10 protein-coding genes are annotated in these 13,288 nt (G+C 73.9%); 3 read left to right on the top strand and 7 right to left on the bottom strand.

The window, feature by feature from the left end:
* Positions 1 to 60: 60 nt before the first annotated feature.
* From JI742_RS08040 to JI742_RS08030, 3 genes are all read right to left on the bottom strand, one after another.
* On the bottom strand, positions 61 to 1,749 hold the full coding sequence (locus tag JI742_RS08040) for a C1 family peptidase (protein WP_201825384.1): 1,689 nt from the start codon (positions 1,747 to 1,749) through the stop codon (positions 61 to 63).
* Between the two features lie 48 nt (positions 1,750 to 1,797).
* Positions 1,798 to 2,139: a hypothetical protein gene (locus JI742_RS08035; protein ID WP_201825382.1), complete on the bottom strand. Its 342-nt coding sequence runs from the start codon at positions 2,137 to 2,139 to the stop codon at positions 1,798 to 1,800.
* 235 nt (positions 2,140 to 2,374) lie between these two features.
* On the bottom strand, positions 2,375 to 5,149 hold the full coding sequence (locus tag JI742_RS08030) for a zinc-dependent metalloprotease (protein WP_236676829.1): 2,775 nt from the start codon (positions 5,147 to 5,149) through the stop codon (positions 2,375 to 2,377).
* Between the two features lie 160 nt (positions 5,150 to 5,309).
* Between JI742_RS08030 and JI742_RS08025 the strand changes: the two genes are divergently transcribed.
* Positions 5,310 to 6,005: a glutathione S-transferase family protein gene (locus JI742_RS08025; protein ID WP_201825380.1), complete on the top strand. Its 696-nt coding sequence runs from the start codon at positions 5,310 to 5,312 to the stop codon at positions 6,003 to 6,005.
* Between the two features lie 18 nt (positions 6,006 to 6,023).
* Here JI742_RS08025 and JI742_RS08020 read toward each other — a convergent pair whose 3' ends face one another.
* The 3 genes from JI742_RS08020 to surE form a co-directional block, all read right to left on the bottom strand.
* Positions 6,024 to 6,998 (bottom strand): peptidoglycan DD-metalloendopeptidase family protein, encoded by a 975-nt coding sequence (locus JI742_RS08020; RefSeq protein ID WP_434057637.1) that lies wholly within the window; start codon positions 6,996 to 6,998, stop codon positions 6,024 to 6,026.
* A gap of 94 nt (positions 6,999 to 7,092) precedes the next feature.
* Positions 7,093 to 7,914, bottom strand: a complete 822-nt coding sequence (gene pcm / locus JI742_RS08015) for a protein-L-isoaspartate O-methyltransferase (protein WP_201825378.1) — start codon at positions 7,912 to 7,914, stop codon at positions 7,093 to 7,095.
* A gap of 16 nt (positions 7,915 to 7,930) precedes the next feature.
* Complete coding sequence (surE, locus tag JI742_RS08010; RefSeq protein ID WP_201825376.1) at positions 7,931 to 8,677, bottom strand: 5'/3'-nucleotidase SurE; 747 nt, start codon at positions 8,675 to 8,677, stop codon at positions 7,931 to 7,933.
* A gap of 225 nt (positions 8,678 to 8,902) precedes the next feature.
* Between surE and JI742_RS08005 the strand changes: the two genes are divergently transcribed.
* Positions 8,903 to 9,592 (top strand): LuxR C-terminal-related transcriptional regulator, encoded by a 690-nt coding sequence (locus JI742_RS08005; RefSeq protein WP_201825374.1) that lies wholly within the window; start codon positions 8,903 to 8,905, stop codon positions 9,590 to 9,592.
* Positions 9,593 to 9,657: 65 nt separating this feature from the next.
* Entirely contained in the window at positions 9,658 to 11,874 is a 2,217-nt protein-coding gene (locus JI742_RS08000) for a sensor histidine kinase (protein ID WP_201825372.1), read from the top strand.
* Between the two features lie 27 nt (positions 11,875 to 11,901).
* On the opposite strand, the gene JI742_RS07995 is transcribed toward JI742_RS08000, so the two are convergent.
* A complete protein-coding gene (locus JI742_RS07995) occupies positions 11,902 to 13,287 on the bottom strand; it encodes a mechanosensitive ion channel family protein (protein WP_236676970.1) in 1,386 nt (461 codons plus the stop codon).
* Between the last annotated feature and the right edge of the window lies 1 nt (position 13,288).

The following is a 13,288-nucleotide window of genomic DNA, read 5'->3' as shown; positions in this document are numbered from 1 at the left end:
ATCCGGCCCGGCCGGGTGGCCCGGCCGCCCGAGGAAGGGCGGGCCGGAGGCCCCGCCCGGTCAGCCCCCGTCCGGCCGGATGAAGTCCAGCACCCCGGCCATCGTCGGCGGGTCTTCGTCGAAGCCACCGTGCGACAGGCTGCGGCTGGTTTCGCCCGGCGCGCTGTGCACCCGCACTTCGGCTTGGGCGCCCTGCAGCGCGGGGGCAAGCTGGGCCTGCCAGTCGATCGCCAGGCCGGCGATCGGCACCGTGCTGCCGCCCTCGAAGGATTCGCGCAGCAGGTAGAGCAAGGAGCGGCGGTAGGGGCCGACATGGTCGGCCTCCTCGGTGCGCTCGTCGAGGTGGAAGGTCTGGAAGCGCCGCACCGCACCGGACATCAGCAGCGGGGCCAGCAGCTCGCGGAAGGCATCGGCCCGGATGGCCGGGGCCATGAAGCTGATCGACTCGATCGGCACGCCGGCCCCCGCCAGATGGGCGGCCATGTGGCTGGCGACGATGCTGCCCGCCGAATGCCCCACCAGATGCAGGCGCAGCTTCTGCCCACCCGCCGCCTGCTGGTAGTGGCGCCAAAGCTGCACCAGGCCAGCCTGTTCGGCCAGCGGCTTGTCCTGGCCGGTGGCGTCGCGGCGGACCTGGCTCATGGCCTCGGCGTTCTGCTTCATTTCGCCCCACAGCGCCGTGCCGGGTCGGGCCAGGGCCTGTTCGAGGCGCCGGTTCCAGATGCGCTCGAAGCTCTCGCCCAGGCCGCGGCTGGCACTGCGCTCACGGCCTTTGAGCGCATCCTCGATGCGGTGGCCCAGGGTGTCGAGGAAGCCGGTCTCCCACATCAGGAAGATCGGCAGGATGCGCCGCGCATAGAGCGCGGGGATCCAGCGTGCCGCAATGTCGGCCGCCGCCGCCTCATCGACCAGGCCACCGTGGGCATAGAGGCAGACATCGAGCGGCGCTTCGTCGCTCAGGCCCCAGGCCTCGCGGGCGAGCGCAAGCTGCACGCTCATCAGCGACTCGACATCGCCCGGCAGGGTGCGGAAGCTGCCGCTGTTGCTCAGGTCGCCGTTGTTGCCCATGTTCAGTATGTAGGGCGAAAGCTCGCGGTCGCGCAGCACCGGGTCGCGGGCCAGCGTCACGCGGGCCTGGCCGGCGGGGCCGGCCGCCAGCCGCAGGCGGCCCGTCTTGGCCAGGGCCTCATGGGTGTGGGTGACCACGCCGAGCTGGGCCACCCAGCAGTCCCAGCCGTTCTCCAGCCAGTCCTCGTAGCTCATCACCGCCTGGCCGTGGTGGCCCCAGGTCGGCCCCCAGGAGTTCTGGATGATGAAGCCTCGCGCGTCGTAGCCGAGGATGGCGAAGGCATGGCCGCCGTGGGCCGCGCTGCCGGGCTTGCGCTCGATGACCGGCAGGTCTTGCAGGCGCTTGGCTGGCGCCTGGGCCTTGTCGAAGACGAGCTCATCCCAGCCGGCATGGCAGCCCGCGGTGACGAAGAGCGCGCCGGTCTCGGCCAGCGCGGCATGCATGTCGGGCAGGTCCTTGGGGTCGAGGCGGTAGTAGGCGCCCAGCGGCCGGCACACGGCGTCGAGCCACCAGTCCTCCTTGTGCTCCAAGGGGGTGGCGGGCGGCTCCAGGCCATCGAACAGCGCCTGGCGGCACACGCCGTGGCGGAACCAGCCCTTGAGCGCGCCGCGGGCGCTGGAGCCCTCGTCGGCGACCGAGCCGGGAAACTCGTCGTAGCGCCGCGCCATGCTGTAAAGCATGAAGGGCGCGACCCGCGGCTTGGCCTCGCGCCCAGCGCGGCGCAGCAACTAGTTGACGACGGTGGCCAGGGCAAAGCCGGTGCAGGCATTGGTCTCGCCCTGGTTCTCGACCGGCAGGCCGGGCTCGGGCATCAGGCTCAGCGGCGGCACGGTGGCGACGCTGGGCTGGTAGCTGCGGTCGCGAAAGTCGATGGCATCGGGCCGGGCCACCCGCTTCCAGACCGAGGCGGGCGCGGCCTGGGCCGACTTCTTGGCTGGTTTGGCCAGCCTGGACGACTTGGCTGGCTTGAGGGACCGGGCCGCCTTCGCTGCCGGGGCGGGTGCGGCCTTGCGGTCGGACGGGCTGGCTGCGGGCTCGGCGGAGGCGAGGGGGCGACGGCGGCTGGCCATGGGGACTCCGTGGGCGGGGCGGAACCGGCTGGCGGACCGTGGGCCGGCGCCGGGCAGTCAGGGCATGCGAAAGGGCAGACCCTGGGCGCGTCAGCCTTGCCCAGGCCCCTGCACGCCAGCAACCCCCCCGACGGGGTGGTCCAGCCCGCAGTCGGCCCGACAGGACGTGGCAAGGCACGGAGCCCGGCCGTTCCGCCGGCCCCGGCCGTTGGGGCCGGCCGCCCCCGCGTCCCGCTCAGCCGCCGGCCCGCAGCGTCGTCGCGTCCAGCGCCTGGCGCAGGGTTTCCAGCGTGTCCTGCAGATGGGCCCGGGCCTCGGCGCCCAGGCCGGGCCGGGCCAGTCGGGCCTCGACGGCCTGGCGCAGGCCCAGGGCCTCCTGGCGCAGCAGGCTGCGCGCATCGGCGCGGCTCAGCGACGCCGGGCGCAGCAGCAGACCGGCCAGGCGGTTGACCTGGTCGCGCTGCAGTTCGCGGCGCAGCGGCGGCAGGTCGGCCGTGCCGTCGAGATCGCCCCAGACGGCGCGACCGATGCGCTGGTAGAGCTCGGCCAGGCCCAGTCGCTCCTGGCCGGCGTCGAGCTTCTCGTGAGCGTCCAGCAGGCGGCTGGCCAGCGCATCGCTGTATACGGGCGCCAGCACGCCGCGCTGCAAGTCCAGCACGGCGGCTGTCAGCGGGTAATCGGTCGTGACCGGGCCGCCCAGGCGCAAGGCGTCCTGCCGCTCGGCAAAGTCCGGCGCCATGCGGCGCAGCAGCGCGGGCGCAAGCTGCAAGGCATCCGGCGCCAGCACCTGCTGGATGAGCAGGCCCAGGGCCTCGCGCTGGGTGGCCGCCGGCAGGGGCTGCAGGGGGTCGCGGCCGCTGCCGGGATGGTCGCGCAGGGTGCGCACGCCGCCGATCTGGCGCAGCAGCACGGTCGACACCCGGCCCATGTCGCGCAGGGCATAGGCGACCGAGCGGCGCAGCACCGAATAGTCCTGGTCGCTGCGCAGGGCGCGCTGGCCCTGGCGCTGGATCAGCTCGCGGGCCAGCGCGAAGCGCTTGCGCGCGTGGACGATGGGATCGGCGCCGAGGTCAAAGACCTGGGCCTCCGGGTCGAGCCCGACCGCGTTGTCCTCGTCGGTCGCGAAGGCAAGCTGGGGCTCGGCGCTGCGCGCGGCGATGCGCTGCAGCTCGGCCTCTTCCTCCTCGGGCGCGAGCGGCTTGTAGGCGTACTCGACGGCCCAGTAGTCGTAGGGGCCGAGCGTGCTCTGGAAGGGTTCGGGCTGCGGCTGGCCCGCCGGGGCGAGATGGACCGGTGCGTACTCCATCACCGAGCCCGTCTGGCCGTGCACGGCGGTGAAGGCCGGGTCGGCGAGCTGCGCCTCGGTGTAGATGGTCGAGGCGCGGAAGTTGTGGCGCAGCCCCAGGGCATGGCCGACCTCGTGCATGGCCACGTCCTTGAGGTAGGCCTGCACGAAGGCCTCGGCCTCGGGGCTGTCGGGGTCCAGGTCGCCGCGGCTGGACAGCAGGTCCAGGGCATAGCCGAGCTGCTCGGCCGCATGGTCGCCGTGCTGGCACATCGCGGGGTCGTGGCCGGCGTGGTCCGAGCCTTCGGACGCAGCAGCCGTCGGGCCGAGCAGTTGCGAGCGCAGGGTGCGCAGGGCGCGCGAGCTGAGGCTCTCGAAGGCGATGTCGGCATCGAGGATCTCGCCGCTACGCGGGTCGACATGGCTGGGGCCGATGGCGCCAAAGCTCGCTTCGGCATTGCTCATCCAGCGCACCGAGGCCTTGTCGCCGTCCAGGGTGTCGAAGGCGGCGTCGTCGGGCTGCTGCTCGACGCGGATCGCGTCCTGGAAGCCGATCGCCGCAAAGGCCTTGTTCCATTCGAGGATGCCGGCGCGCAGGCTGTCGCGGTAGCGCAGCGGCACGCTGCGGTCGATCCAGAAGGTGATGGGCTTCTTCGGCGGCGACATCGCGGCCTGCGGATCCTGCTTCTCCAGCCGCCAGCGGTTCACATGACGGCGCTTGGGCGAGCGCGGCAGCTCGTCGGCCACGTCATGCACGGTGGTGACGAAATGGCCGATGCGGGCATCGGCCCGGCGCGGGCGCAGGGGCTCGGCCGGCAGCGGGGTCAGCGAGTAGTGCAGGGTCACGAAGAGGCTGCGCAGCTCGGGCAGCGTCGGCGGCAGGCTGGGCGCGGGCGCGCCCGGGGCGCCGGGGCTGGCCAGGCTGGAGGCGGCGTAGTGGTTGCGCATCTCGAAGGCCAGCAGGCCCTCGGCATTGCGCAGGCGGACCAGGGCCGAGTTGCGCGTGTCGTGGGCATAGGACTGGCGGTAGCTGCGCTGCAAGGCCGCGCCGATGCCGGCCAGGTCGCCCTGGAAGAGCAGGCCCAGGTCGACCAGCACCGACTTGCGCTCCGAATGCGGCGAACTCGCCAGCGCCGCACTGGCAATCAGGCTGGGCGAGTAACCGGCCTGGAGCGCGGCCTTGGCCGCCACCCCCTCGCCAGGCGCGATGAAGGCGCTGTTGAGCGCGAGCAACTGCACCAGGTTGCCGACCTTGCGGAACTGCACGATCTGCGGCCGACCCACCGACTGGCCCGAACTGCTCGCCATCAGGCCGCCATAGACCCCGGCGCTGCCGATGCCGGTGGCGATCTTGGGACTGAGGAAGAACTGCCGCTCGAAGTCCTCCGGCCGCAGCTCGATCCAGTGCCGCTCGTCCTTGCGCCACACGGTCAGCAGGCCGGGCAGGGTCTCGGCCCCCCGGCTGACCACGGCGAAGGCGGGCGGCGCGCCGGCCGCCGGGGCTTCGGCACCGGCCCGCGCCAGCGTGGGCGCGCCCGGGGCGGAAGCCGCAGCCGCCGGGGCCGCGGCCCCCACAGCACCGGCAGCACCGGCCGCCTGGGGCGCATCCACCGCCCCGGCCGGGCCGGCCGGCAGGCTGGCGCAGCCCGTGAGCATCAGGAAAGCCAGCGCCGGCAGACGAAGCAGGCCGAGGGGGGACGGCAGGGGGACGGCAGGCAGGGTCATCTTCGGCGGGCGGGGCGGCGGGGCGGGGCGGGGAGTCGGTCGAGCAACGGCCCGCGATGATCCTTCAAAGCTCGCCGGAAAGCGCCGGGCCTTGCGCATGCACCCGCAAGCGGGGCCGGAACCGTGGCCGCAGCGGCCCGCCGCGGCGAAGATTGCACCCATGCTGACCGTTCACCACCTCGAACACTCGCGCTCGCACCGCATCCTCTGGCTGCTGGAAGAGCTGGGCCTGCAGTACACCCTGGTGGTCCACCGCCGCGACCCCAAGACTCTGCTGGCGCCCGACAGCCTGCGGGCCGTACATCCCCTCGGCAAGTCGCCGCTGGTCGTGGAGGACGGCGAGGTGCTCGCCGAATCCGGCGCCATCGTCGAGATCCTGCATGCCCGCCACGGCCAGGGCCGCTTGCGCCCGCCGCCCGGCACGGCCGAGGACCGGCGCTGCACCTACTGGCTGCACTTCGCCGAAGGCTCGGCCATGCCGCCGCTGGTCATGGACCTGGTCTTCGGCCGCATCCGCAGCGCGCCCATGCCCTTCTTCGCCAAGCCCATCGCCCGAGCCCTGGCCGACAAGGTGCAGCAGGGCTGGCTGGCGCCGCAGGTCGAGGCGCAGCTCGACACCATGGAGGCCGAACTCGCCCGCGGCGGCCCCTATTTCGCCGGCCAGGCCTTCAGCCTGGCCGACCTGATGATGGGCTATCCGGTCGATGCCGCCTGCCAGCAGCCCGAGCGGCTGGCCCGGCGCCCGCGCCTGGCGGCCTGGCAGGCGGCGATGCACGCGCGGCCGGCCTACCGGCAGGCCTTGCGGATCGGCGGTCCGCTGTTTCCGGGCATGCCGCCCGGCCGCAAGTCGTGCTGAGGCCCGCGCCGGCGCGCCTCAGCGCGCCGGCAGCAGGCGGCCGGGATCGACCGGCTTGCCCATGCGGCGGATCTCGAAGTGCAGTTGCACGCGCTCGGCGTCGCTGCTGCCCATGTCGGCAATGCGCTGACCCTTGCGCACCGGCTGGTCTTCCTTGACCAGCAGGTTCTGGTTGTGCGCGTAGGCGCTGAGGTAGCTGGCGTTGTGCTTGACGATGACCAGGTTGCCGTAGCCGCGCAGGCCGGCACCGGCATAGACCACCCGGCCGTCGGCCGCGGCCAGCACCGGGTCGCCGGCCTTGCCGCCGATGGCCAGGCCCTTGTTGCGGGCGTCGTCGAAGCCGGCCAGCACCGGCCCGCTGGCGGGCCAGATCCAGACCGGCTCGTCGTCGCCCGCCGGGGTGGCGGCCGGTGCCGCAGGCACGGCCGAGGCTGCCGCCGGGGCCGAGCTGCCGCTGGCCGCGGGCGCCGGCAGCGCGCCGCCCGGCGCCGTCAGGCCCGGGGCTGCGGGCGGCGGCGTGACCAGGGCGATCGCGCCGCTGCCCGGCGGCAGCACGCGCAGCACCTGGCCGACTTCCAGGCGGTTCGGGTCGGTGAGGTTGTTCCAGCGCGCGATGTCGCGCCAGTTCTGGCCGTTCTCCAGCGCAATGCGGATCAGGGTGTCGCCCGGCCGCACGGTGAAGTAACCCGGCTTGCCGGCGTTCTCCCAGCCCGGCGGCTGCGGCTTGACGCTGGACGGGCTGCCCAGCGGCGTGGCGGTCGCCACGTCCGAATCGCCTGCTTGCGGCTCCCCCGCAACCGGCGCAGCCGGGCGCGGGCTGCCGGCCACAGGGGGCTGGGGCCGGCCGACATTGCGGTCGACCACGGGCGGCGCTCGGCGCGGCGTGGTGTCGCAGGCGGCGAGCAGGGCCAGGGTCATCAGGCCGAGGGCCAGACCGTGGCGCTTCAGGCGGGGGCCCCGGGGGGCCGGATCGAACGGGGTGCTGGGCATCATCGTGCAGGGTCTCCTGCCCGGGCCGACGGGGCTGCCGCATCGTCTGTCGCGCCCCGTGGGGCCGCATCCAGCGGCGAGCCGTCGGGTCGGCCGTTCAGGCGAGGCCGGATTCTAGGGGGACAAAAAGCACGGCTTCATGGCGCTGCTCGACCAGGCGGCCATCGGCCATGCGATCCACCACGGCCAGGCACTGCGGCCCGCCCGGGCTGCGCGCGACGGGCGCGACCAGCCGGCCACCGGGTGCAAGCTGGGCCAGCCAGGCCTCAGGCAAGGCCTCGCCGCCGGCCGCGGCAATGATGCCGTCGTAGGGCGCCAGCGGCGCATGGCCGAGCCGGCCATCGCCGTGCACCAGGCGCAGGCGGTCGCCGCGGCAGGCCGCGAGCCGGGCCTGGGCCATCTCATGCAGCGGCCGCAGGCGTTCGATGCTGACCAGGCGGCTCACGCCCAGGTTCAGCATCACCGCCGCCTGGTAGCCGCAGCCGCTGCCGATCTCCATCAAGCACAGCGGCCGGCCGGCGGGCTGAAGCGCGATCAGCAGCTCGAGCATGCGGGCGACGACCGAGGGCTTGGAGATCGTCTGGCCCCAGCCGATCGGCAGGCTGGTGTCCTCATAGGCCTGCTGGGCCAAGGCGCTGTCGACGAAGAGGTGGCGCGGCACGGCGCGCAGGGCGGCGATGACCCTCGGATCGCGCAGACCCTGGGCCTCCAGCCGGCCGATCAGGCGCTCGCGGACCTGCTCGGAATCCAGGCCCAGGCCGGCCGGCACGGTCTGCCGAGCGCGGTCGCGCGCGGCGGCGTCCAGCGGGGCTTGCGGACGCAGCAAGGCCTGGCTGCCGGGCCGGGCGATCGGGGCAGGACGCTCGCCGCCCCGCAACGCATCCAGCGGCAGGGGGAAGCGGGGCCGGGTCGAGGCCATCGGCGCGGCGCGGGCCTCAGCCCTGCAGCCAGCCCGACCAGCCGGGCAGGCCGGCATGGTCGGTCAGGTCCACCTGGAGCGGGGTGATCGAGACATGGCCGGTCTCGACGGCATGGAAATCGGTGCCCTCGCCGGCCTCGCGCGCCCCGCCCGCCGCGCCGATCCAGTAGATGGGATCGCCGCGCGGGTTGAGCTGGCGGATCACCGGCTCGCTGGCGTGGCGCTTGCCCAGGCGCGTCAGCTTCCAGCCGGCCAGATCGGCCAGCGGGCGCTGCGGCACGTTCACGTTCAGCAGCCAGGGGCCGGCCGAGGGCGGGCGCCGCAGCACGCGGCCGATCAGCTCATGGGCCACGGCGGCGGCGGTGTCGAGCCCGGTCCAGCCCCGGTGCTGCAGCGAGAAGGCGATCGCCGGGATGCCGAAGAGATAGGCCTCGGTCGCCGCGGCGATGGTGCCGGAGTAGAGGGTGTCGTCCCCCATGTTCTCGCCGTTGTTGATGCCCGAGACGACCAGGTCCGGCCGCTGCGGCAGCAAGCCGGTGAGCGCCACGTGCACGCAGTCCGAGGGCGTGCCGTTGACATAGCGGAAGCCATTGGCCGCCGTCTGCACGGTCAGGGGCCGTTGCAGGGTCAGGGCGTTGGAGGTGCCGCTGGCATTGGCCTCGGGGGCGACCACGTCGACCTCGCCGTAGGCCCGGCAGGCCTCGACCAGGGCGGCCAGGCCGGGGGCGAGATAACCGTCGTCGTTGCTGACCAGGATGCGCATGCGGCGCAGTGTAGGGGCCGACCCGCGCCCGGCCCGCGCCAGGGTCGGGGCGCCAGGGCACCCGACCCCTGGGCCGGACCCGCCCCGCACGTCCGGGGGGCCGCCGGGCTCGGCGGGGCCGCGGGCAGCCGCTAAGCTCGCAGCCATACGGCGATGCGACCCGGCGGACAGCCCGGGGGCTGCACCCGCCCTCCCCTCACTGCCCGAGCGAGCCCGCTGCCTGCCATGTCCGTCGAGGTGCTGATCGTCGAAGACAACCCGGTCGCCCGGGCCTTCCTGGGCCGCGTGGTGCGGGCCAGCTTCTCCGACGTGAAGTCGGTCGACGAAGCCAGCGACCTCCACACCGCCCGCCAGCGCCTGATGCGCGGGCCCAAGCTGCCGCCGCACGGCCTGATGCTGCTCGACCTGGAGCTGCCCGATGGCAGCGGCCTGGAGCTGCTGGGCGAGCTGGTCGAGCATCCCGCCACCAAGATCGTCACCACCCTGTACTCCGACGACGACCACCTCTTCCCGGCCCTGCAGCGCGGCGCCGACGGCTACCTGCTCAAGGAAGACCGCTTCGAGGTGCTGGTCGAGGAGATGCAGAAGATCGTCCGCGGCCAGCCGCCGCTCTCACCGGCCATCGCCCGGCGCCTGCTCTCGCACTTCCGCCAGGGCGAGGACGGCAAGGCCGCACCGCCCCCGCCGACCGCGAGCCGGCCGACCCCCGGCCGGGTCGACCCGCCGGCCCTGACGCCGCGCGAGAGCGAGGTGCTGACCCTGCTCAGCAAGGGCTTCACGATCAAGGAGATCGCCGGGCTCATGGGCATCAAGTGGTTCACCGTCAACGACCACATCAAGGCCATCTACCGCAAGCTCGATGTCTCCAGCCGCGCCGAGGCGGCCGTCTATGCGAGCAAGCAGGGCCTGGTGTGAGACGGTGAGCATGCGGCCGTGAGGCAGCCGGCAGCCCGGGACCAGCCCGGCGCGAAAGCCCTGCGATGAGGCGGCTGCGCCCCGCCGGACCGGCCCTGCCGGACGGCCGCGAAGCGCGCCTGAAGGGCGGCGAGCTGCTGAGCCTGTCCCTGGCCCTGCTGCCGGCGATCCTGGCCTTGTCCGCCCTGCTGCTCAGCCTGGCCCGGCTGCCGCAACCGGGCATCGCCTGGGCCTTGAGCGCCGACGGCGGCCTGGTGCTGGCCGAGGGCAGCCGCGCGCCGGCCCTGCGCGGCGAGGCCGGCCAGGGCGTGGTGGCGATCGCGCGGGGCGAAGGCCCGGCCTGGCCGGTCAACGGCCTGATGCGCCTGCCCTCGGCGCGCTGGCTGACCGAGAACCCGACGCGCCAGGCCTGGGTCGAGACCCAGCAGCGGCTGGCGGCCCTGGGCGGGGCCGAGCGGCTGGTGCTGGTGCTGGTGCTGGCCGACGGCCGGCGCCTCACCGTGGACGCCCCGCCCGGCCTGCACCTGGGCCCCGGGCCGCTGCTGCTGGCGGCTCTGGTGCTGCTGCTCTACGGCCTGGCGGTCTGGGTGCTGATCGTGCGGCCGCAGGCCAGCAGCGCGCTGTTTGCGCTCATCACCGCCTGCGTGATCGGCCACCTGCTCTTCCTTCTGGTGGGCGAGGCCTCGCCCCTGGTGCTGCCCCCGGGCTGGGCGCAGGCCGAGCTGCCGCTGCGCAGCGGCCTGGACCTGGCGACGGCCGCCGCCACCTTCCATGCCGCCCTGCTGCATCCCCTGCGCCATCCCCGTGCCGGCCGCCTGGCCCTGCTGGGCTGGCTGCTGGCCGGCCTGGTCCTGCTGGCCGTGCTGGGCTGGCCGGACGGGCCGGGCTGGCTGCTCAACCAGATCGGCGTCGCCGGCCTGGGCCTGGCCGCCATGCTGGCGCTGAGCCGGCACGGGCCGCAGGGCCTGCATCCGCAGGCCCTGCTGCTGCGGCGCATGCTCAGCCTGGTGATGGGCGCCTGGCTGCTGCTGAGCGTGTCGGTGGCGGCCAGCCGCCCGGGCCTGGATGCCCAGGAGATCGCCGGCAGCGGCTCGCTGTGGTGGACGGTCTTCCTCGCCTCGCTGCTGCTCCTGCTGCCCTTTCTGCGCGACCGCCAGGGCCTGCTGCATGAGTTCAGCCTGGTGGCGGGCGCGGGCACGGTGGCCGCCTCGCTGGACCTGCTCTTCCTCAACCTGCTGCCCGGCGGCGCCAGCGCCCGCACCAGCCTGGCAGCCTTCCTGGGCGTGGTGGCCTATCTGGTCGGCCGGTCCTGGCTGCTCTCGCGCCTGCGCGGCCCGCGTCTGGACGACACCGGGCGCCTCTTCGACGCCCTCTACCAAAGCGCCCGGGCCGCCGAGCACCGGCCCGAAGCCCTGCCCGAGCTGCTCGGCCGGCTGCTGCAGGGCGTCTTCGACCCGCTGGAGCGACGCGCCCTGGGGCCGCAGCCCAGCCGGCCGGCGCGGGTCACGCTGCTCGACCATGGCGCCGGCCTGGCCGTGCCCCTGCCGACGCTGGACGGCGGCGGCGCGCCGGGCTGGATCGAACTCCACTTGGCCGAACGCGGCCGCCGCGTCTTCACCCGGGCCGATGCGCGCTTGGCCGCGGGGCTCGCGGCCCAGCTCGGCCGGGCCATCGCCTACGACCGTGCGGTGGAGCGCGGCCGGCGCGAAGAGCGCGAGCGCATCGCCCAGGACCTGCACGACGACATCGGCGCCCGGCTGTTGACGCTGATGTACGGCGCCGGCACGCCCGAGCGCGAGGAATACATCCGCCACACCCTGCAGGACCTGAAGACGCTCACCCGCGGCCTGGCCACCGGCAACCCGCGCCTGGGCGAGGCGGCGGCCGACTGGAAGGCCGATGCCGCGCACCGGCTTCAGCTTGCCGGGCTGAACCTGCACTGGCAGCAGCAGCTCGACCTGGATCCGCTGCTGAGCGTGGCCGCCTGGTCGGCCCTAACCCGCGTGCTGCGCGAGCTGCTGAGCAATGCCATCGCCCATGCCCGCGCGCAATCGGTGAGCGTGACGCTGCACTGCGATGCGGAGGAGCTGAGCCTGTCGATCGGCGACGACGGCCAGGGCCGCGATCCCGAAGCCTGGGCGCCCGGCCTGGGCCTGGGCGGCATCCGCAAGCGCATGCGCCAGCTCGGCGGGCAGGTGAGCTGGCAGGCGCGGGCCCGCGGGGGCATCGTCTGCACGGTGCGGCTGCCGCTGGAGCGCATCCATGCCGAGGGCGCGGCATGAAGGGCCCGGCGGCCCGGTTCCAGCCCTTCAGGCGGCGGGCGATCCCGCTTCAGCGGCCGGCCTGCCCTCAGCCGGCGGCATGCGGCTGCCGGCGGCCAGGTGGACGACCCGCTGCGGGAAGGGAATGTCGATCTCCATCTGGGTCAGCAGGGCCAGCACGGCCAGATTGACGTCGCCGCGCACATTGGCCTGGCCGTTGTCGGGGTCGGCAATCCAGAAAAAGATCGTCAGCTCCAGGCCGTCGGCCGCGAAGGCCGTCAGGTGGCAGCTCGGCCCCGGGCTGGCCAGCACGCGCGGCACCCGGGCCACGGCCTCGACCATGCGCGCGCGCAGGCTGGCCACATCGGTGCCGTAGGCCACCTGCACCACGGTCTGAAGCAGCACATTGGGATCGGCCAGCGAGAGGTTCTCGACCCGGGTCGTGATCAGCATCTCGTTGGGCACCAGCGATTCGCGCCCGCCCGCCGAGCGCACGCGGGTGTAGCGGGTCGAGATGTCGGCGATGCGGCCCTCGAAGTTGTCGATCCGCACCCAGTCGCCGATGCGCAGCGAGCGCTCGGCCAGGATGACGAAGCCGCTGACGTAGTTGGCCGCCAGCTTCTGCAGGCCGAAGCCGATGCCGACGCCGATCGCGCCGCCGAGCACGCCCAGGGCCGTGAGATCGATGCCCACGGCCGACAGCGCGATCAGCAAGCCGACGAACATCAGCAGCGCGCGAACCACATTGGACGCCACCTTGCGCAGCGACAGCGATTCGCCCACCGCGCCGGCCAGCAGCCGCGACTCGATCGCGGCCGACACCCACAGCGCCACCATCAGCACCACGGCGGCGCTGATCGCCCCCTCGATCAGCTTGCGCAGGGTGACCGGCTTGCCGGCCAGCGTCCAACTGATCTGGTCCAGCTCGGCCAGCAGCAGCGGCAGCACGCCGGTGACCCAGAGCACCACGCCGATCCAGGCCAGCCAGGACAGCCAGCGCTCGACCACCCGCACCCAGCCCGACTGCGGCAGCGCCATGCGCAGCACATGCACGGCGCTGCGGATCACGGCCAGGGAGAACAGGATGGGCAGGGCCAGTTGGAAGACCGGCAGCAGCGTCTGCCCCGGGAAGACCAGGCGCCGCGCGATCGCCGCCAACAGGAAGGCCAGCAGCGGAAAGACCGCCCCGTCGACCAGGCGCTGGCCGACCAGCATGCGGCCCGCCTTGAGCTGGGCCTGCCGCAGCCCCCAGACCAGCAGGGCCGCCAGCAGCAGGCTGGCAGCCAGCACGGCCAGCTCGCTCAGGGCATGCGGCTGGGTCAGGGCGGTCAGCAGGCGGTTGAGATCCTCGGTCACGGCCGGGACCGGGGCCGCGCTGGCCGCCGCAGCCGGGGCGCTGGCCGATCCCGCATGGGCTGCGGGCACGGCCAGCAGA

This window comes from Piscinibacter lacus (assembly GCF_016735685.1).
GTDB classification, from domain to species: Bacteria; Pseudomonadota; Gammaproteobacteria; order Burkholderiales; family Burkholderiaceae_C; genus Aquariibacter; species Aquariibacter lacus.
Note: the sequence above shows the minus strand (reverse complement) of the source record. Positions and strands in the feature narration are given on the sequence as shown.